Annotated in this window: 17 protein-coding genes; 11 read left to right on the top strand and 6 right to left on the bottom strand. The window is 65.8% G+C overall.

Going from position 1 to position 19,112, the window contains the following annotated elements; genetic code table 11:
- Nucleotides 1-8 precede the first annotated feature (8 nt).
- Nucleotides 9-2,381, bottom strand: coding sequence for an RNA-binding transcriptional accessory protein Tex (gene tex, locus LN047_RS07040; RefSeq protein ID WP_373981402.1), 2,373 nt, complete (start codon nt 2,379-2,381; stop codon nt 9-11).
- A 174-nt stretch (nt 2,382-2,555) separates the two neighbouring features.
- Between tex and LN047_RS07045 the strand changes: the two genes are divergently transcribed.
- The gene (locus LN047_RS07045) at nt 2,556-4,646 is read left to right on the top strand and encodes an ATP-dependent DNA helicase (protein WP_373981403.1); all 2,091 of its coding nucleotides are present in this window, start codon (nt 2,556-2,558) and stop codon (nt 4,644-4,646) included.
- Between the two features lie 102 nt (nt 4,647-4,748).
- Here the strand turns inward: LN047_RS07045 and LN047_RS07050 are convergent, their stop codons facing one another.
- Nucleotides 4,749-5,537, bottom strand: coding sequence for an outer membrane protein assembly factor BamD (locus tag LN047_RS07050; RefSeq protein WP_280002436.1), 789 nt, complete (start codon nt 5,535-5,537; stop codon nt 4,749-4,751).
- Between the two features lie 107 nt (nt 5,538-5,644).
- Here LN047_RS07050 and LN047_RS07055 point away from each other — a divergent pair, with 107 nt between their 5' ends.
- From LN047_RS07055 to LN047_RS07100, 10 genes are all read left to right on the top strand, one after another.
- The gene (locus tag LN047_RS07055) at nt 5,645-6,643 is read left to right on the top strand and encodes an RluA family pseudouridine synthase (RefSeq protein ID WP_056322167.1); all 999 of its coding nucleotides are present in this window, start codon (nt 5,645-5,647) and stop codon (nt 6,641-6,643) included.
- Nucleotides 6,631-7,395: a peptidoglycan editing factor PgeF gene (gene pgeF, locus LN047_RS07060; RefSeq protein WP_373981404.1), complete on the top strand. Its 765-nt coding sequence runs from the start codon at nt 6,631-6,633 to the stop codon at nt 7,393-7,395. Before LN047_RS07055 ends, pgeF begins: the two co-directional genes overlap by 13 nt.
- A gap of 124 nt (nt 7,396-7,519) precedes the next feature.
- Nucleotides 7,520-9,154, top strand: a complete 1,635-nt coding sequence (gene phaC / locus LN047_RS07065) for a class I poly(R)-hydroxyalkanoic acid synthase (RefSeq protein WP_152383751.1) — start codon at nt 7,520-7,522, stop codon at nt 9,152-9,154.
- Nucleotides 9,155-9,232: 78 nt separating this feature from the next.
- A complete protein-coding gene (locus LN047_RS07070; protein ID WP_180099096.1) occupies nt 9,233-9,970 on the top strand; it encodes a 3-ketoacyl-ACP reductase in 738 nt (245 codons plus the stop codon).
- A 119-nt stretch (nt 9,971-10,089) separates the two neighbouring features.
- The gene (gene phaR / locus LN047_RS07075) at nt 10,090-10,656 is read left to right on the top strand and encodes a polyhydroxyalkanoate synthesis repressor PhaR (RefSeq protein WP_056322176.1); all 567 of its coding nucleotides are present in this window, start codon (nt 10,090-10,092) and stop codon (nt 10,654-10,656) included.
- 221 nt (nt 10,657-10,877) lie between these two features.
- Entirely contained in the window at nt 10,878-11,414 is a 537-nt protein-coding gene (locus LN047_RS07080) for an iron transporter (protein WP_062838574.1), read from the top strand.
- A 32-nt stretch (nt 11,415-11,446) separates the two neighbouring features.
- Nucleotides 11,447-11,770 carry a cupredoxin domain-containing protein gene (locus LN047_RS07085; protein ID WP_056322182.1) on the top strand — a complete coding sequence of 108 codons (324 nt, stop codon included), beginning with the start codon at nt 11,447-11,449 and terminating at the stop codon, nt 11,768-11,770.
- Between the two features lie 14 nt (nt 11,771-11,784).
- Nucleotides 11,785-12,633, top strand: coding sequence for an FTR1 family protein (locus tag LN047_RS07090; protein ID WP_063952734.1), 849 nt, complete (start codon nt 11,785-11,787; stop codon nt 12,631-12,633).
- A 40-nt stretch (nt 12,634-12,673) separates the two neighbouring features.
- Nucleotides 12,674-14,098: a 4Fe-4S binding protein gene (locus LN047_RS07095; protein WP_373981405.1), complete on the top strand. Its 1,425-nt coding sequence runs from the start codon at nt 12,674-12,676 to the stop codon at nt 14,096-14,098.
- A 75-nt stretch (nt 14,099-14,173) separates the two neighbouring features.
- A complete protein-coding gene (locus LN047_RS07100) occupies nt 14,174-15,046 on the top strand; it encodes a PhzF family phenazine biosynthesis protein (protein ID WP_373981406.1) in 873 nt (290 codons plus the stop codon).
- A 92-nt stretch (nt 15,047-15,138) separates the two neighbouring features.
- Here LN047_RS07100 and LN047_RS07105 read toward each other — a convergent pair whose 3' ends face one another.
- From LN047_RS07105 to cphA, 4 genes are all read right to left on the bottom strand, one after another.
- The gene (locus tag LN047_RS07105) at nt 15,139-15,477 is read right to left on the bottom strand and encodes a BON domain-containing protein (protein WP_056322192.1); all 339 of its coding nucleotides are present in this window, start codon (nt 15,475-15,477) and stop codon (nt 15,139-15,141) included.
- 74 nt (nt 15,478-15,551) lie between these two features.
- Entirely contained in the window at nt 15,552-15,716 is a 165-nt protein-coding gene (locus tag LN047_RS07110) for a DUF1328 domain-containing protein (RefSeq protein ID WP_006389411.1), read from the bottom strand.
- Nucleotides 15,717-15,743: 27 nt separating this feature from the next.
- On the bottom strand, nt 15,744-15,944 hold the full coding sequence (locus LN047_RS07115; protein ID WP_008161759.1) for a CsbD family protein: 201 nt from the start codon (nt 15,942-15,944) through the stop codon (nt 15,744-15,746).
- Nucleotides 15,945-16,490: 546 nt separating this feature from the next.
- Nucleotides 16,491-19,061: a cyanophycin synthetase gene (cphA, locus tag LN047_RS07120; protein WP_373981407.1), complete on the bottom strand. Its 2,571-nt coding sequence runs from the start codon at nt 19,059-19,061 to the stop codon at nt 16,491-16,493.
- Between the last annotated feature and the right edge of the window lie 51 nt (nt 19,062-19,112).

The following is a 19,112-nucleotide window of genomic DNA, read 5'->3' on the forward strand; positions in this document are numbered from 1 at the left end:
TTGGCAGATCAGCGCTTGAGCTTGGCGAACGCGTCGGCCATGGCGCTGTTCATCGATCCGGCCGCGCCACCCGCGTTGCGGCCGCCATCGCCCTGACGGCGGGGACGATCGCCGCCCTTGGGCGCATCGGCGCTGCGGCGGGCCGGCGCGGCGGTGTCGTTCAGGCGCATGGTAAGCGCCACGCGCTTGCGCGCGGCGTCCACTTCCAGCACCTTGACGCTGACCGTCTGGCCCACACGCACCACATCGCGCGGATCCTTCACGAACTTCTCGGCCAGCGCCGAGATATGCACCAGGCCGTCCTGGTGCACGCCGATGTCCACGAACGCGCCGAAGTTGGCCACGTTGGTCACCACGCCCTCCAGCACCATGCCGGGGTACAGATCGTTCAGCGTTTCCACGCCTTCCTTGAACTGCGCCGTCTTGAACTCCGGGCGCGGGTCGCGGCCGGGCTTTTCGAGTTCGGCAAAAATGTCCTTCACGGTGGGCAGGCCGAAGCGCTCGTCGGTGAAGTCGGACGGCGACACGCCCTTCAGGGCCTCGCGCTGGCCGATGATCTGCTTCACCTCGGTCTTGATCTTGGCGACGATGCGCTCGACGACGGGATAGGCTTCCGGGTGCACCGCCGACGCGTCCAGCGGGTTGTCGCCGTTGGGGATGCGCAGAAAGCCTGCGGCCTGTTCAAACGCCTTGTCGCCAAAGCGCGGCACCTTGCGCAGGATGTCGCGGGTGGGGAACGCGCCGTTCTCGTCGCGGAAGGCGACGATGTTCTTGGCCAGCAGCGAATTCAGGCCCGACACGCGGGCCAGCAGCGCGGCCGATGCCGTGTTCACGTCCACGCCCACCGCGTTCACGCAGTCTTCGACCACCGCGTCCAGCGAACGCGCCAGTTCGCGCTGGTTGACGTCGTGCTGGTACTGGCCGACACCGATGGCCTTGGGGTCGATCTTGACCAGTTCGGCCAGCGGGTCCTGCAGACGGCGTGCAATGGACACGGCGCCGCGCAGCGTGACGTCCAGGTCGGGGAATTCCTGCGCGGCGGTTTCCGATGCGGAATACACCGAGGCGCCTGCCTCGGAGACGACGACGCGGGTGACCTTCAGGTCGGGGAAACGCTCCATCATGTCGCCCACGAGCTTTTCGCTTTCGCGCGAAGCCGTGCCGTTGCCGATGGCGATCAGGTCCACCTTGTGGCGCGCCACCAGCGCGGCCAGCGTGTTGATCGTGCCGTCGCGATCGCGGCGCGGTTCGAACGGGTACACGGTGGTGGTGTCGACGACCTTGCCGGTCTGGTCGATGACCGCGACCTTGCAGCCCGTGCGAATGCCGGGATCCAGGCCCAGCACGGCCTTGGGACCGGCGGGGGCGGCCAGCAGCAGATCTTTCAGGTTGGCGGCGAACACGCGGATTGCCTCGGCTTCGCCGCTTTCGCGCAGGCGGCCGATCAGTTCGCTTTCGAAGGCGGTCAGGAGCTTCACGCGCCAGGTCCAGCGGCAGACTTCACCCAGCCAGCGCGCGCGCGGCGTGGCGTCCAGCGCGAAAAGACCGTTGCCCAGCTTCAGGAAGTTGGCGATGCGGGCCACGCACGGATGCGGCGTCTGCGCTTCGAGGTCGGCTTCCAGGCCGAGGCGAAGTTCAAGCACGCCTTGCTGACGGCCGCGCAGCAGCGCCAGGATGCGGTGCGAGGGCAGGGTGCGCAGCGGCTCGTTGAAGTCGAACCAGTCGCGGAAGTTGGCGCCTTCGGTTTCCTTGCCTTCGATCATCTTCGAGTACACGAGGCCGGTGGACCACAGGTGCTCGCGCATGTCGGCCAGCAGGTCGGCGTTTTCCGCGTAGCGTTCGGCCAGGATGTCGCGCGCGCCATCGAGCGCCGCCTTGGCGTCGTTGATGGAGGCTTCGGGATTCAGGTACTGCGCGGCCAGGGCTGCTGGATCGCAGGCGGGATCGGCCAGGATGGCGTCGGCCAGGGGTTCCAGGCCGGCTTCGCGGGCGATCTGGGCACGCGTGCGGCGCTTGGGCTTGTACGGCGCGTACAAGTCTTCGAGGCGCTGCTTGGTGTCGGCCGAAGAGATTTCCTGCTGCAGTTCGGCCGTCAGCTTTCCTTGCTGCGAAATGGATTCCAGGATGGCGCCGCGGCGGTCTTCGAGCTCGCGCAGGTAGCCCAGGCGGACTTCCAGGTTGCGCAGCACGGTGTCGTCCAGACCGCCGGTCGCTTCCTTGCGGTAGCGGGCGATGAAGGGCACGGTCGCGCCGTCATCCAGCAGTTCCACCGCCGCAGCGATTTGAGAGGCGCGGGCGCCCAGCTCGGTGGCGAGCTGCGCGACGATGCGGGCGTTGTCGACGCCGGCGGCGACGTTCGTGATAGTGGAAGTTTCAGACATCTCTATACGACGGCAAAAAGGGAAAACAAGGGGCGGATTGTGCCATAAGCCGTTGTTACGGAACGTGGCAGAAGGGACTGATCCGTCCCTCTGCCAACGGCGTTGCGGCAGGCCGCAAGCCGGAAAACGACGCGGCAGCGGGTATCATTTGGGGCCCTACACAAGGCTGCTGTAATGCTGGACCTGGACATATCCGAATTCTTTGACGAGGACGGGCCGCTGGCCACGGCCTTGCCCGGCTACAAGCCGCGTCCATCGCAGGTGGAACTGTCGCAGGCCATCGGCCAGGCCATCCAGGACCGCGCCACGCTGGTGGCCGAGGCCGGCACCGGCATCGGCAAGACCTGGGCGTATCTTGTACCGGCCTTCATCCAGGGCGGCAAGGTGCTCATCTCCACCGGCACACGCACCCTGCAGGATCAGCTCTTTGCGCGCGACCTGCCGCGCGTGCGCGCGGCGCTGGCCGCGCCCGTGACGGCCGCGCTGCTCAAGGGCCGCGGCAACTACGTGTGTCATTACCACCTGGAGCGCCTGCAGGGCGACGAACGCGCGCTCAAATCCCGCTCCGAAATCCAGCAGCTGCGCCAGATCCAGGTGTTCGCGGGCATCTCCAAAACGGGCGACCGCGGCGACCTGGCGCAGGTGCCCGAAGACGCCGACATCTGGCAACGCGTCACGTCCACCCGCGAAAACTGCCTGGGCCAGGAATGTCCGCGCATCCGCGACTGCTTTGTCGTCAAGGCGCGCCGCCAGGCACAAGAGGCCGACGTCGTCGTCGTCAACCACGCGCTCTTCATGGCCGACCTGATGCTGCGCGAAGAAGGCGTCACGGACCTGCTGCCCGAAGCCGACACCGTCATCTTCGACGAAGCCCATCAATTGCCCGACACCGCCACGCGCTTTCTGGGCAACAGCGTGTCCACGCACCAGCTCATGGATTTTGGCCGCGCGCTGGAAGTCGCGGGGCTGGCCTACGCGCGCGAAGCCGCCAAATGGAGCGACGTCAGCCGCCAACTGGAAACCGCCGCGCGCGAACTGCGGCTGGTCTGTGCGCCGCTGGACAAGATGCCGGGCCGCAAGGCCACGTTCGAGGCCATACCCAACCCCGAGGAATTCGACGTCGCGCTGCTGGCGCTGCGCGAGGCCGTGGACAGCGCCACCAAGGCGCTGGGCGCGGTGGCCGAAAAACACCCGGACCTGCTCGCGGCCGCGCGCATGGGGGCCGAGATCTCGGTCAAGCTCAAGCGCTGGGCAACGCCCGGCCGCAGTACCGGCGTGCACGACGAAGAGGGCTGGGGCCGCGACGACCAGGCGCCCGTGCAAAGCCCACTCGGCGACGGTCCCTCCACGCCTGCGGCCCTGCTCGAAGGCGCGGCGCTGGCCGAGCAATGGACCGGCCCGGCCGTGCGCTGGGTCGAGCACGGACTGCACCACGTGCGCCTGCATTCGGCGCCGCTGTCGGTGGCGCAGGCCTTCTCCAAATTCCGCAAGCCTGGCCAGGCCTGGATCATGACCTCGGCCACGCTGTCGGTGAACGGTGAATTCACGCACTTCACCAGCCAGCTTGGCCTGGAGTCCGCGCGCACCGGCAAGTGGGAGTCCCCGTTCGACTACCCCGAGCAGGCGCTGCTGTTCGTGCCGCGCGGCATGCCCGAACCCCAATCGCCGCAGTTCCTGGACCGCTTCGTGCAGACCCTCCTGCCGTTGCTGGAGGCCAGCCCGGGCGGCACGCTGGTGCTCTGTACGACGCTGCGCGCCGTGGACAAGGTGGCCAATCTGCTGGCCGATGCCTTTGACGATGCGGGCCATGACTGGCCGCTGCTCAAGCAGGGCGAGGGCACGCGCCGCGATCTGCTCGACCGCTTCTGCAAGCTCAAGCACCCGGTGCTGGTGGGCAGCGCCAGCTTCTGGGAAGGGATCGACCTGCCGGGCGACGTGCTGACGCTGGTGGCGATCGACAAGCTGCCGTTCGCGCCGCCCGACGATCCCGTTATCGAGGCCCGTCTGCGCGCCTGCCGCGCGCAGGGCGGCAACCCGTTTGCGGAATACCAGCTTCCGGAAGCCGCCATTTCGCTCAAGCAGGGCGCGGGCCGGCTGATCCGCACGGAATCGGATTGGGGCGTGCTGATGGTGGGTGACGCCCGGCTGGTGGAAAAGCCCTATGGCAAGCGCCTGTGGCGCGGTCTGCCGCCATTTGCGCGCACGCGCGAGCTGGAAGAGGTGCTGGCGTTCTACCGTCGCAAGCGCGGACCGGACGACGAATAGACCGGCGCAAGGAGCGCGGCTCCAGGTGGCGCCGCCCGCGCCGCGCAGGCAAAAAAAAGCCCTTCAATATTGAAGGGCTTTTCTCTTCCCATGCGAGCGGAATCAGTGGAAGGGATTCCACCAGCTCTTGTCGGCCTTCAGGCCCTTGGTGCGGAACTCGCTATTCGGGAAGTTCTTGTCGTAGACGCGCTGCGCGTCGTTCTTCAGGTCGGTCATGTTCAGTTTGTCGTACGACTGAACCATCAGGTAGAGCGCCTCTTCGGTGGCGGGGGCGCCCTCGAAGTCGGTGATGACGGTCTGCGCGCGGTTGGCGGCGGCCACGTAGGCGCCACGCTCGTAGTAATAGCGGGCGACGTGGACTTCGTTCATGGCGATGGTGTTGACCAGCCACGCCACGCGCTTTTCGGCGTCGACGCTGTATTTGCTTTCCGGGTAGCGCTTGATCAGCTCGGTAAAGGCGTCATAGGACGCGCGCAGGCCCTTGGGGTCGCGCTCGGCCGGGTCCTGGCCGGTGAGGTTGCTCATGAAGGCGCTGGCCGGCGTGAAGTTGATCAGGCCCTTCAGGTAGAGCGCGTAATCGGTGCCGGGGTGATTGGGGTACAGCTGCTGGAAGCGGTCGATGGCGGCAAGCGCCTGTTCGTTCTCGCCGTCTTTCCAGTTGACGTAGGCCAGTTCAAGCAGGGCCTGCTGCGCGTAGACGCCGAAGGGGTAGCGGCTTTCGATGGCGGTCAGGCGCTCGCGCGCTTCCTTCCAGCCGCCCGACGACATTTCGGCCTTGGCGTCCGCGTAGAGTTGTTCTGCGCTCCAGTTGGTGGTCTTGTCGTACTTGCTGTCCGCCCCGCTGCAACCAGCGATGACGATGACGGCAAAAAGCGCGATGACCACGCGCAAAACCGACCCGCTGCGGGATGCGGGGTTCGAGGGAGCTGCAGGGTGGTGAATCACGAGAATCGTATCCTTGGTGTTAGCATGGCAGGCTGATTATATGATTTGTCTCCATGTCTGATACAGCCGCCCGCGCAGATCTTGTTTCCGACGAGAGCGCCGACGAAAATCTCGACGAATCCGGCCGCCCCGAGCCGCAACTTGTAACCGTGCCGTCGGCCACGCGCGCTGACCGGCTGGACAAGGTCCTGGCGGGCCTCTTGCCCGACCATTCCCGCAATCGCCTGCAAGGCTGGATCGAATCCGGCAACGTCCTGGTCAACGGGACGCCGGGCAAGATCCGCCAGACGGTCGGCCCTGGCGACGAACTCACCATCTGGGCCCAGCCCGCGCCCGACGCGCAGGCCTTCACGCCTGAACCCGTGGAATTCGGCGTGGTGGCCGAAAGCCCCGACTGGATCGTCGTCAACAAGCCGGCGGGCCTGGTTACCCACCCGGGCGCCGGCAACTGGAGCGGCACGCTGCTCAACGGCCTGCTGCATCGTTATCCGGAACTCGCACAGGTCGCCCGTGCGGGCATCGTGCACCGGCTGGATAAGGACACCTCCGGCCTGATGGTGGTGGCCCGCAACGAAATCGCCCAGACTCACCTCGTGCGCCAGCTGCAGGCACGCACCATGGGCCGCGAATACGTGGCGCTGGCGCACGGATGGCTGGCCGCTGCGGGCAAGGTCGACCGCGCCATCGGGCGCGATCCGCGCGTGCCGGTGCGCATGAGCGTCGAGCGCCCCGTCGCGCCCAAGCCGGCCATCACCAATTACGCGCCGGCCCGCCGCGGCTCGGTCGATCCGGGCGGGCGGGTGACCGAAGTGGTGTGCCGGCTGGAAACGGGGCGCACCCACCAGATCCGCGTGCACATGGCGAGCCTGGGGCACCCCCTGCTGGCCGACACGATCTACGGCGGCAAGAACATCGCGGGGGCAGAGCGCCAGATGCTGCACGCCCGCGCGCTGCATTTCGACGACCCGGGCGGCAAGGGCGACGTCCAGTTCGCCGCGCCCGTGCCTGCCGACATGGCGCAGGTCCAGGAGAACATTGCATGGAACGCCTGATCGCAGGCCTGCCCGTCGTGACGGGACCCGACTGGCAGGGCGTGAGCTACTTTTGCACGACCCGCGCCGGCGGCGTGGGCGTGGCTCCGCACGACACCCTCAATCTGGGCCTGCGTGCCCAGGACAATCCCGAGGCCGTGGCCGAGAACCGGCGCCGGGTTTGCGCCGCAGTGTCCGCCGATCCCCTCTGGTTGCGCCAGGTTCATGGCAGCGAGGTCGTCGACGCGGACGCGCCGGACGTGCCGGCCGAGCCCGCGGTCGACGCCAGCGTCACGGCCCAGCCCGGCCGCGTGCTGGCTGTCATGGTGGCCGATTGCCTGCCGGTGGTCATTGCCGATGCCGAGGGCACGGTGCTGGGTGCGGCGCACGCCGGCTGGCGCGGCCTGGCGGGCGGGGTGCTTGAAAACACGCTGCAGGCCATGCGGGCCAAGGCGCCGCAGGCGTCCGGCTGGCGCGCCTGGGTCGGACCCGGCATCGGGCCGCAACACTTTGAAGTCGGGCAGGACGTGCTGGACGCGTTCACCGCCGACGATCCGGCGACGACGCGCTTTTTTGCGCCGCGCCCCGGCCTTGCCGGCAAATGGCTGGCCGACCTCGCCGGATTGGCCGATTTCCGGCTGCGGCGTGCCGGGGTACAAGAAGTGTCCCTCAGCGGGGAATGCACGGTGACCCGCGCGGACCGGTATTTTTCCTACCGCCGTGACGGCGTGACCGGACGCATGGCGCTGCTGGCCTGGTTGAGCCCGGTTTGACGCCGCGCAAAGGCCGGGGCCGGGCTTGCGTTTTACCGTAGTAAGCCTCCTTGTATACCCGCATTGACAGTCCTGAACCCGGAATGCAACATCAATCGCGAAGTTTCGATAACAAGGTGTCGAAGTGAATGCCAATCTCTCCGCAGGTCCCATTCCGGTGAGCGTGGCACCGGAAGTCCTGGCTGACATCCAGGCAGAGTTCTCGCGCGAATGGCAACGCCTTTGCGACGATGCCCGGCGTGGCGCGCTGGCGCCGCCGTCCGATCGCCGTTTTTCCGGCGACGCCTGGGCGGCGAATGCTTCGCACCTGCTCCTGGCGCACACGTATCTGTTGTCCGCGCGCGCCATGCAGCGCATGGTCGATGCCGCGCAGGTCAGCGAGCCGATGCGCGACCGCCTTCGATTCTCGATCATGCAATGGGTCGACGCGCTGTCGCCGGCCAATTTCCTGGCGCTCAATCCCGATGCCCAGCAGTCCATCGTCGAAAGCGCGGGCCGCGCGCTGAACGAAGGGCTGGCCAATCTGTTGGGCGACGTGCAGAAGGGCCGCATCACCCAGACCGACGAGTCGCAGTTCGAGATCGGCCGCAATGTGGCCACGACGCCCGGCGACGTGGTGTTCGAAAACAAGCTGTTCCAGCTGATCCAGTACGCGCCCTCGACCGCCACCGTGTACGACCGGCCGCTGGTCATCGTGCCGCCGAACATCAACAAGTTCTACATCCTGGACCTGCAGCCCGAGAACTCCTTCGTGCGTCACGCGGTGGGGCAGGGCTACACGGTCTTCCTGATTTCCTGGCGCAATCCGGTCGCTGCCGATACCGACGGCGTGGACCGCGCCACCTGGTCCGACTACCTGGACGACGCAGTGCTGCAGGCGCTGCGCGTGGCCAGCGACATCACCAAGCAGCCGCAGGTCAATGCGCTGGGCTTTTGCGTGGGCGGCACGATGCTGGCCTCGGCGCTGGCGCTGGCCGAAGCGCGCGGCGAGCACCCGGTGGCGTCGCTGACGCTGCTGACCTCGCTGCTCGATTTCCACGACACCGGCATCCTGAACGTGTTCGTCGACGAGGCCCACGCGCTGATGCGCGATCATCAATTGGGCAACGGCGGGCTGATGCCGGGCCGCGATCTCGCCACCACCTTCTCGTTCCTGCGGCCCAACGAACTGGTCTGGAACTACGTGGTGGGCAACTACCTCAAGGGGCAAAAGCCTCCGGCCTTCGACCTCCTGTTCTGGAATGGCGACAGCACGAACCTGCCGGGGCCTTTCTTTTCCTGGTATTTCCGCAATACCTACCTCGAGAACAATCTCAAGGTGCCGGGCCGCGCGCAGGCCGCCGGGCTGCCGCTGGACCTGACGCGCCTGCGCATGCCCGCCTATATATTCGGCTCGCGCGAGGACCACATCGTGCCTTGGGTGTCGGCCTACGCGTCCACGCAGGTGCTTCGCGGACCGCAGCGTTTCGTGTTGGGCGCGTCCGGCCACATCGCGGGCGTGGTCAATCCGCCCGCCAAGAAGCGCCGCAGCTACTGGGTGGCCGATGCGCTCGAACAGCAAAGCCAGCCGCTGCCCGGCGACCCCAACACCTGGTTTTCGCAGGCGGTGGAGCATCCCGGCAGCTGGTGGCCCGATTGGACCGGTTGGCTGGCAGGACATTCGGGCAAGCAGATCAAGGCGAGGGCAAAGGCAGGCAACGCCAAGTACCGGCCGATCGAGCCGGCGCCTGGCAGATATGTAAAGGTCCGGGCGGCCTGATACCGCGCACCGCGGTCCGGTCTCCGGCATAAAGATGTTTAATCAACGAGGCGTCCGTCGCACACAGGAGGAAGTCCAATGAGCGGAAAACTGGCTTACGTAACAGGCGGGATGGGCGGGATCGGCACCTCTATTTGCCAGCGCTTGGCCAAGGATGGCTTTCGCGTCGTGGCAGGTTGCGGCCCCAGCCGCAACTACCAGCAATGGCTGGATGAGCAGGCCGCACAGGGTTTTACGTTCTACGCGTCGGTGGGCAATGTGTCCGATTGGGACTCCACCGTAGCCGCCTTTGAAAAGGTGACGGCCGACCTCGGGCCGGTGGATGTGCTGGTCAACAACGCGGGCATCACCCGCGACGGGTTGTTCCGGAAGATGAGCGCCGACGATTGGCGCGCGGTCATCGACACCAACCTGAACAGCCTGTTCAACGTGACCAAACAGGTCATCGACGGCATGGTCGAGCGCCAGTGGGGGCGGATCATCAACATCAGCTCGGTCAACGGCCAGAAGGGGCAGTTCGGCCAGACCAACTACTCCACGGCAAAGGCCGGTATCCATGGGTTCACGATGGCGCTGGCGCAGGAAGTGGCCAGCAAGGGTGTGACCGTCAACACGATCTCGCCGGGATACATCGGCACCGACATGGTTCGCGCCATCCGGCCGGACGTGCTGGAAAAGATCGTTGCCACCATTCCGGTGCGCCGCCTTGGCACGCCGGAGGAAATCGCCTCCATGACCTCGTGGCTGGCGTCCGACGAATCCGGCTTTTCGACCGGCGCGGATTTCTCGCTGAACGGCGGCCTGCACATGGGCTGACGCGACGTGGGCCGCCCCTGGGCGGCCCGCTGGCGCTGTACGGCTTCGGGCAGAGGGCCGTACGGCATTACACTCACATTATTCGAAGCCTAAAGAGATCGCCCGATCCGGGGACAACCATGACGCAAGCACAACCCGGCGCCAGCCTGCGCCTGATTAAAAAATACCCCAACCGTCGTTTATACGACACCCGGACCAGCACCTACATCACCCTGGCAGATGTCAAGCAACTGGTCCTGGCCAACGAGGAATTCCAGGTCGTCGACGCCAAGAGCAGCGAAGACCTCACGCGCAGCATTCTCTTGCAGATCATTCTTGAAGAGGAGAGCGGCGGCATGCCCATGTTCTCTTCGAACATGCTGTCGCAGATCATCCGCTTCTATGGCCACGCCATGCAAGGCATCATGGGTTCTTACCTCGAGAAGAACATCCAGGCCTTCATGGAGATCCAGCAGCGCATGGCCGAGCAGTCCAAGGGCCTGTACGGCAGCCAGTTCGGGCCGGAAGCCTGGACGCAGTTCATGAATGTGCAGACGCCGATGCTGCAGAACATGATGAACAACTACATCGACCAGAGCAAAAATCTGTTCGTGCAGATGCAGGACCAGATGCAGGATCAGACCCGCGCCATGTTCTCGACCTTCCCGTTCACGCCGGGCAGCAACCCGGGCTCCGGCCGCAAGTAAACCCGCCGGATGCCGGGCCGGTGTGGCCCGCCGCATTGCAAAAAAGCCGCCTTGGCGAATGCCATGGCGGCTTTTTGCCAATTGACTGAACGCAATGATCCGGCACTTTTAGTTGGCCCAGGTTCAGGGTTGTGTCAGCAAAATCCACTAAATTAATGAAAACGGTTCTTGTTTGTGTTTTGAGAGCCGCTATTTTCTTTTGTGTCTCAAGGATTATGCACATGATCAAGAAAGCCTTGGCGCTGGCCATTGTCGCGTTGAGCGTGTCCGCCGCCCATGCGGCCGAATACCCCATCGGCAAGCCTGTCGAGAAGGGCGGAATGGAAATCGGCGCGGTGTACCTGCAGCCGATCGAAATGGATCCGCCCGGAATGATGCGTCCGGCCAAGGATTCCGACGTGCACCTGGAGGCCGACATCCACGCCACCGCCGGCAACAAGACGGGCTTTCCGGAAGGCGAATGGGTGCCTTACCTGGTCGTGAACTACGAGATCCAGAAGGTCGGCAGCCAGAACGTCCAGAAGGGCACGTTCATGCCGATGGTCGCCAACGACGGCCCGCACTACGGCGAAAACGTAAAACTGGAAGGCCCGGGCAAGTACAAGCTCAAGTACACGATCCTGCCGCCGACCGCGAACAAGATGAGCCACTTCGGCCGCCACGTCGACAAGGAAACCGGGGTAGCCGACTGGTTCGAGCCGTTCGACCTGGAATATGAGTTCGTGTACGCCGGCACCGGCAAGAAGGGCGGTTACTGATCGTGCGCCGCCTGCTTCGCGTACTTGCCGCAATGCTGATCGGCCTGGCCGGCGTGGCGGGCATGGCGCCCGCGCAGGCGGACGAGCTGCCCACGTTCACCTTGCGGTTCAAGCCCGACGGCACATTCGAGCCCGCCACGCTCGAGGTCCCGGCGGGCCGCTTCAAGATCGAACTCATCAATGAAAGCAATGAGCCGGTGGAATTCGAAAGCATTCCCCTGCGCAAGGAAAAAGTCCTGGGACCGGGGGTGAAATCCTTCGTGGTCATCACCATCTCGCGTCCGGGCGAGTATCCCTTTTTTGACGACTTTCACCAGAGCGTGAAAGGCACCTTGGTCGTCAAGCCCAAGGAATAACGCGGCACCAAAGCATGGAACAGGTACTTTTCATCGTCTGGCGCGAAAGCGTCGAAGCCCTGCTCGTGGTGGGCATCCTGTACACGTGGCTGCGCGCCACGCCGGAAGGCAAGCGCGGCTTGCCCTACCTGTGGGGCGGCGTCGCGGCCGGGCTGGCGCTGGCCGTCGCGCTGGCGCTGGTGCTGCTGGGCGTGTCCTCCTGGCTCAGCGATGAGGGCCAGGAATGGTTCCAGGCCATCATGTCGCTGGCGGCGTGCGCCCTAGTGGTGCAGATGGTCGTGTGGATGAAAAAGCACGGCCGCACGCTCAAAGGCGAGCTCGAAAGCGGGGCGCGCGCGTCCGTGGCGAACGACAACTGGTGGGGCCTCCTGGTGCTGGTTGCCATCGCCGTCGCCCGCGAAGGCAGCGAGACCGTCGTGTTCCTGTACGGCACGGTGTCGGCGGGCGAGGGCGGCAGCGACATGCTGATGCTGGCCGTCGCCGGCGTCGCGGGTTTCGCCGTGGCGCTGCTGACGTTCTGGCTGCTGCAACTGGGCGGCAAGCTCATCACGTGGCGCCGCTTCTTCTTCGTGACCGAAATCCTGCTCCTGCTCCTGGCCGGCTCGCTGCTGGTGGGCGGGCTGGATCACCTGATTTCCCTGGATGTCCTGCCGACCCTCGTGGACCCGGTGTGGGACAGTTCCTGGCTGCTCAGCGACAGCACGGGCGTGGGCAAGGTGCTGGCCGACTTCGCGGGTTACCGCGCACTGCCGGCGCTGACCTCGGTGCTGCTGTGGGTGGCTTACTGGATCATCGTCTGGGCGCTCCTGCGCTGGGCGGGCGGACGGCCCGCACCCGTGGCCGCCGCCCGGGGAGCATCCTGATTCCGGTTTTGTTCCGGACTGAATATTTGAAGGTTTGACCATGGCTGCTGCACTCGGGAGGGCAACCTCCCGCATCGCCGACTTCCTCCGTGACCATGCCCCGCTGTTGCGCAAGCTGCAGTGGGGCATTGTCGCGTTGTACGCGTTCCTGCTGATCGTGCCGGCGCTGCTGCCGCTGCCCGACAACGCGGCGTCGGTGTTCAACAACCTGACCGTCGTGGCGCAGTTTGCGTTCTGGGGTGTGTGGTGGCCGTTCGTGCTGATCTCCATGCCGATCCTGGGACGCGCCTGGTGCGGCTGGCTCTGTCCGGAAGGCATGCTGACCGAATGGGCCAGCGAGCGCGGCCAGGGCCGCGCCATTCCGAAATGGATGCGCTGGGGCGGCTGGCCGTTCGTGGCCTTCGCGTTGACGACCATCTATGGGCAGCTCGTCAGCGTCTACCAGTACCCGCTGGCGGTGCTGGCCGTGCTGGGCGGCTCCACGGTGGCGGCCATGATCGTCGGCTGGCGTTACGGCCGCAGCAAGCGCGTGTGGTGCAAGTACCTGTGCCCGGTCAATGGCGTGTTCAATCTTCTGGCCAAGCTGGCGCCGTGGCACTTCAAGGTCGACGAAGAAAAGTGGCGCCATCCGGTCATCCGCATCGAACCCATCAACTGTGCGCCGCTGGTGCCGCTGCGCCACATGAAGGGCGCGGGCGACTGCCACGTCTGTGGCCGCTGCAGCGGCTATCGCGGCGCCATCGCGCTGACGCCGCGTTCGCCCGAGGAAGAGATCGTTCACGTGGCCGATGGCGATCCGTGGCAAACGGCGTTGCTGTGCTTCGGCCTGATGGGCATTGCGATCGGCGCGTTCCTCTGGAGCGCCAGCCCCTGGTTCGTGACGGCCAAGCAGTGGGCCGCGACGTGGCTGGTCGAGTACGACATCCTGTGGCCGCTGATGGACAACGCGCCGTGGTTCATCCTGACCCATTACCCCGACGTGAACGACAGCTTCTCGTGGCTGGACGGCGCCGGCATCCTGCTCTTTGTCGTCGGCGCCACGGTGTGCGTGGGCGGCGCGACGTTCCTGTCGCTGTGGATTGCGGACCGCATTGCGCCCGCTGCACCCGTGCCGCAGGCGCCCCTTAATTCCCATGCTGCCCATGCACCGGTATCGCGCTGGGGGCGGGCGGGCTTGCACAAGCTGGCGCAGGCGCTGATTCCGTCGGCCGGCATTGGCGTGTTCCTGGGCCTGTCCGCCACGACGATCACGTTGCTCAAGCATGAAGGCGTGCAGGCGGCATGGGCGACGCCGGTCCGGTTCACGCTGCTGACGCTGGCGGTGCTGTGGACGCTGCGTCTCTACGCCCGCTTGCTGAACGCGCGTCCGGTTGGCATGGCGCGCAAGCTCGGCGCCGGCCTGGTGCTGGCGGCAGGTCTGGTGCCGTTCTGCATCGCGTGGGTGCTGTTCTTCGCGGTCTGGTAAGCGGGCGTGCCAGCGCTGCGATAAAGTTGGGGACCGCGCCGGCGTTGCCGGCGTCATCCCTTTCAGCTTTTCGCCATGGCCACTTACGCGTTCCGACTTCTCAACGTCTTTGCCGATTCGACATTCAGCGGCAATCAGCTCTGCGTCTTTGAAGACGCCCGCGGCATGGACGACGCCACCATGCTCAATCTCGCGGCGCAATTCAATCTGTCCGAAACCACGTTCATCCTGCCGTCCGAGCGGGCCGACGCGCGCGTGCGCGTCTTCACGCCGGGCTTTGAAATGAAGTTTGCCGGGCATCCGGCCATCGGCACTGCGCAGGTCGTGCGTGACCTGCGGCAGGCCGAAGACGCGGTGACGCTGGAGTTTCAGGCGGGCGTCGTGCCCATGACTGTCCAGGGCGATGCCTGGACCTTCACCGCGCCTTGTCCGGAAGGCGTGCGCACGGCCACGCCGGCGTTGGACCGCGCGGGCATCGCGCAACTGATGGGACTGTCGGAGGAGGACCTCGCAGCCGACCCGATCTGGGTCGACACCGGCGCGGACCAGTTGCTCGTGCCGGTTGCCGACGTGGATGCAGTGCGGCGCGCGGTCCCGGACGTGTCGCTGCTGAACCGCTGGCAGGCCAGCGCGCTGGGGCGCAAGACGATGTATCTGTTCGCCTTCGACGAAGGCAATGTCCAGGCAGGGCGGCAGGTGGTGGTGTCCCGCTATTTCTATGCCAAGCCCGGCGGCGGCATCAACGAAGACCCCGGCACCGGTTCGGCCTGCGCCAACCTGGGCGGCTGGCTGCTGCATCGCAAGGCGGCGCTGCCGGCCAGCGTGCTGGTCGAGCAGGGGGACCAGACCGGCCGTCCATGCCGCCTGCTGCTCGATGTCCCGGCAGACGGCCGCATCCTGGTCGGCGGGCGCGCCCTGGAAATCGGGCGCGGGACTGTCACGCTATAGCATTGGCGTTTTCCGGATCGCGAACGTGAAAACGGCGCCTGTGTTTGCACAGGCGCCGTTTTCAAATCCGGCGTCGAAAGTTCGATGCCTGATTACTTGCGGTTCTTGGCCGGATCAACCTTGATGTTGTTCTTGACCTGCTTCACGCCCTCGACGCCACGGGCAACCGTTGCGGCATGATCCGCTTCGGCAGCGGTACCGACCGTACCGGTCAGCGTGGCAACCCCGTTGTTGGTTTCAACAGCGATTTCCAGGGCGCTCAGCTGCTTGTCGGCCACGAAGGCGGCCTTGACCTTGGTGGTCACGGTGGCGTCGGACGCGTATTCACCCACGGACTGTTTCGGCTTGCCGTCGTCGGCGGCAAAAGCCATGGAAGTGAAGACAGCGCCCGTACCCAGTGCGGCGGCGGCGATCAGCTTGCGAATTTCCATAGTAATGCTCCTTTTTATTGGTGTTCAGCGCGTTCGAGACGCAATGACTAACTAAAAACGTTCAGGTGCTCGTTCTATTTCTTGCGGAAGGCGCCGCCCAGAATGGACAGCAGTGCCAGAACCAGAAAGACGAAGAACAGGATCTTGGCAATCCCCGCGGCGCCGGCGGCGATGCCGCCGAAACCCAGGACAGCCGCGATGATCGCGATGACGAAGAAAACTACGGCGTAATGCAACATGACAGCTTCTCCTGGTGTTTATGTAGATCAGGGATTACGGTCGAAGAAATCCCGGACTTCCTTTTGCGCCTCTTCCTTGGTCTTGCCGTAGCGCTCCTGGATCAGACCAGCCAGGCGTTCGGCATTGCCCTCGGTGCGGGTCAGCTCGTCGTCGGTGAGTTCACCCCAAGCCGCCTTGGCCTTGCCCGTCAGTTGCTTCCACTTTCCGGCGATGATGTCGTTGTTCATGGTGACCTCTCTCTGGTTACGTGCGGCGGCAGGTTCATGGCCTATGAAGCTGCCGTGACGCGGTGTGTTGGGTACTGATCAGCTAGGTTCTAAGCTACGAGTCGCCCCCTGGGGCTGTCAAACGACGCTGTGGAGAAATGTAACTGCGCCCATGTGGAAAAAGCCCCGTGTTTGAGACGAGAAATCGCGTCCCGGGAGCGATAGGGCCGAGTTACATTTGAGCAACGATTTGACCCCTTTTGAGCGCGGCTGGTAACCGATCCGCTCGAACGCCAGCAATGGCGCGGGTGGCCGGGCGGTCCGCGGGCCGGTATAGTCCACGAGGAACCGGCTGGCGGTTCGACACACCCGAAGGGAGAAAGCCCGCATGACAAAACGACTTTGCAGCGCGATCTTGCTGGCGCTGGGCGCCATGGCTGCGGTGGGATGCACCCATGTGACCGACAGGTATCAGGCTTCGGCGCCCGTGGCCGCGCCGCAGGGCTAAGGCGGTCAGGACAAAAAAAACGGGGCGCTTGAGCGCCCCGTCTTCGTCCCGCGACCCGGTCAGGGCTGCGCGATGCGCTGGGCGATGTGCGCCAGCGCTTCTTCCACCTGATCCACCAGGATCAGGCACAGATCGCCCGGGTTCAGGCGCGACAGCGCCGTGTCGATGGCCAGGAACTCGCCGTGGATCTCGTCGATGTGCGTGGTGCGGCTCGCGCCCACCAGGCCCTGCTGCAGCAAGGCCAGCACTTCGCCGTCCTCGCGGCCGCGTTGGCATTGATCCTGGTAGAGCAGCACGTCGTCGAAGGCGGCGCCCAGGATCTCGGTCTGCATGCGGATGTCTTCGTCGCGGCGGTCGCCCGCGCCGCTGATGACGACCGAGCGGCGCTTGGCCGGCATGGCGTCCACCGCGCGCACCAGCGCCTGGATGGCGTCGGGATTGTGGCCGTAGTCGGCGATCACGGTCGCGCCGCGGTAATCGAACACGTTGAAGCGTCCCGGCGCCGTCTGCGCATCGTTGACGAACGTGGCCAGCCCGCGGCGCACCACGTCCCAGCCCAGGTTCAGCGCCCATGCCGCCGCAATCGACGCCATCGCGTTCTCGACCTGGAAGGTGATCGTGCCGTTGCGGGTGAGCGGAATCTCGGCCAGCAGGAAGCGCACTTCGTCGGCGCCCTGCGCCGCGACGATGGCATCGCCATCGCGGTACACCGACCGCAGGCCTTGCGCGCGGTGCGTGGCCAGGACGGGATGATTGCGGTCTTCGGCAAAGTAGGTGATCGCGCCCGGGCAGCTCGACGCCATTTCGGCCACGATCGGATCGGCCGCGTTCAGCACCGCCATCCCGCTGGGATGCACATGCTGGACGATCACGCGCTTGACCACGGCCAGGTCCTCGACCGTGCTGATGTAGCCCAGCCCCAGGTGATCGCCCATGCCGATGTTGGTGACGATGGCGACGTTGCAGCGGTCGAACGCCAGCCCTTCGCGCAGGATGCCGCCACGCGCGGTTTCGAACACGGCGGCGTCCACGTCCGGATGCATCAGCACGCTGCGCGCGCTGCGCGGGCCGCTGCAGTCGCCGGTGTCGATGCGCAGGTTGTCCACGTACACGCCGTCGGAGTTCGTCATCCCCACGCGGTTGCCGGCCACGCCCAGCAGATGCGCGGTCAGGCGCACCGTGGTGGTCTTGCCGTTGGTGCCCGCGACGGCCACAACCGGGATGCGGCCGTCCTCGCCGTCCGCGAACATGTTGGCGATGATGGCTTCGCCCACCGCGCGGCCCTTGCCGAACGAGGGGTTCAGGTGCATGCGCAGGCCGGGCGCGGCGTTGACCTCGACCACGCCGCCGTGCTGCTCTTCGAGCGGGTAGTGCACGCTTTCGGCCACCACGTCCACGCCGCAAATGTCCAGGCCGATCATGCGGGCCGCGGACACTGCGCGCGCCGCCATTTCCGGGTGGACCTCGTCGGTCACGTCGGTGGCCGAGCCGCCCGTGCTGAGGTTGGCGTTGTTGCGCAGGAAAATCAGCGTGCCGGCGGGCGGCACGGAATCGGCGTCAAAGCCTTGTTTTTTCAGCGTCGCCAGGGCGATGTCGTCAAAGCGGATCTTGGTCAGCGACGTGGCGTGGCCATCGCCGCGCAAGGGGTCGGCGTTGACCTGATCGACCAGTTGGCGGATCGTGTGCTGGCCGTCGCCCGTGACTTGCGGAGGATCGCGGCGCGAGGCCGCCACCAGCGCGCCGCCGACCACCAGCAGGCGGAAATCGTGGCCGGGAATGTAGCGTTCGACGATGACCTCGGAACTGATTTCCTCGGCCACTTCAAAGGCCTGGACCACGCGCTCGCGGGTCTCGATGTTGACCGCGACGCCGCGGCCCTGGCTGCCGTCGCGCGGCTTGACCACGACCGGACCGCCCAGTTCCTGCGCCGCTTCCCAGGCCTCTTCGGCGCTGGTCACGGAACGGCCCATCGGCACCGGCACGCCGGCGGCGTCCAGCAGCATCTTGGTCAGGTCCTTGTCTTGCGCGATGGATTCCGAGATGGCGCTGGTCAGGTCGGTTTCCGCGGCCTGGATGCGGCGTTGCTTGCTGCCCCAGCCGAACTGCACCATGCTGCCTTGCGTCAGGCGGCGGTAAGGGATGTTGCGCGCCGTGGCGGCGTTCACGATGGAGCCGGTGCTGGGCCCCAGGCGGACGTCTTCGTCCAGTTCGCGCAGGCGCTTCAAGGCGTCGGCGATGTCGAACGGCGTGTCATCGAGCGCGGCGCGCACGAGGTCCTGGGCCAGTTCCATGGCCAGCTTGCCGACTTCTTCTTCGCTGTACTCGACCACGACCTGGAACACGCCGGGCTCGATGGTGGAGGCCGTGCGGCCGAACGTGACGGGGCAGCCGGCGTGCGCCTGCATCGTCAGCGCGACGATCTGCAGCACGTGCGCGATCGACACCGCGCCCTGATGGCCTTCGGGACGCAGCAATCCGGTCTGCGGCAGGCGCGCGCGCAGGCGCGCTTCGAACTCGGGCAGGTTATCGATGGAGCATTCGGCATCGCCGCAAGACACGATGGCCTCGATGGCGGTGTTCTTGCTCCACAGGTTGGGGCCGCGCAATGCTCGGATACGGGAGACTTCCATGGCAGGGTTTCCTGTCGTCTGGCGCGCGTCCGCCACGGGGGGCGGACGCGT

Source organism: Achromobacter sp. JD417 (assembly GCF_041879325.1).
In the GTDB taxonomy this organism is placed as follows: domain Bacteria; phylum Pseudomonadota; class Gammaproteobacteria; order Burkholderiales; family Burkholderiaceae_B; genus Achromobacter; species Achromobacter mucicolens.

Bases quoted from the DNA above. Each gene is read 5' to 3' on its own strand.
- tex (WP_373981402.1), bottom strand. From the start codon at position 2,381: ATGTCTGAAACTTCCACTATCACGAACGTCGCCGCCGGCGTCGACAAC.
- LN047_RS07045 (WP_373981403.1), top strand. From the start codon at position 2,556: ATGCTGGACCTGGACATATCCGAATTCTTTGACGAGGACGGGCCGCTG.
- LN047_RS07055 (WP_056322167.1), top strand. From the start codon at position 5,645: ATGTCTGATACAGCCGCCCGCGCAGATCTTGTTTCCGACGAGAGCGCC.
- pgeF (WP_373981404.1), top strand. From the start codon at position 6,631: ATGGAACGCCTGATCGCAGGCCTGCCCGTCGTGACGGGACCCGACTGG.
- LN047_RS07070 (WP_180099096.1), top strand. From the start codon at position 9,233: ATGAGCGGAAAACTGGCTTACGTAACAGGCGGGATGGGCGGGATCGGC.
- phaR (WP_056322176.1), top strand. From the start codon at position 10,090: ATGACGCAAGCACAACCCGGCGCCAGCCTGCGCCTGATTAAAAAATAC.
- LN047_RS07080 (WP_062838574.1), top strand. From the start codon at position 10,878: ATGATCAAGAAAGCCTTGGCGCTGGCCATTGTCGCGTTGAGCGTGTCC.
- LN047_RS07085 (WP_056322182.1), top strand. From the start codon at position 11,447: ATGCTGATCGGCCTGGCCGGCGTGGCGGGCATGGCGCCCGCGCAGGCG.
- LN047_RS07090 (WP_063952734.1), top strand. From the start codon at position 11,785: ATGGAACAGGTACTTTTCATCGTCTGGCGCGAAAGCGTCGAAGCCCTG.
- LN047_RS07095 (WP_373981405.1), top strand. From the start codon at position 12,674: ATGGCTGCTGCACTCGGGAGGGCAACCTCCCGCATCGCCGACTTCCTC.
- LN047_RS07100 (WP_373981406.1), top strand. From the start codon at position 14,174: ATGGCCACTTACGCGTTCCGACTTCTCAACGTCTTTGCCGATTCGACA.
- LN047_RS07105 (WP_056322192.1), bottom strand. From the start codon at position 15,477: ATGGAAATTCGCAAGCTGATCGCCGCCGCCGCACTGGGTACGGGCGCT.
- LN047_RS07110 (WP_006389411.1), bottom strand. From the start codon at position 15,716: ATGTTGCATTACGCCGTAGTTTTCTTCGTCATCGCGATCATCGCGGCT.
- LN047_RS07115 (WP_008161759.1), bottom strand. From the start codon at position 15,944: ATGAACAACGACATCATCGCCGGAAAGTGGAAGCAACTGACGGGCAAG.
- cphA (WP_373981407.1), bottom strand. From the start codon at position 19,061: ATGGAAGTCTCCCGTATCCGAGCATTGCGCGGCCCCAACCTGTGGAGC.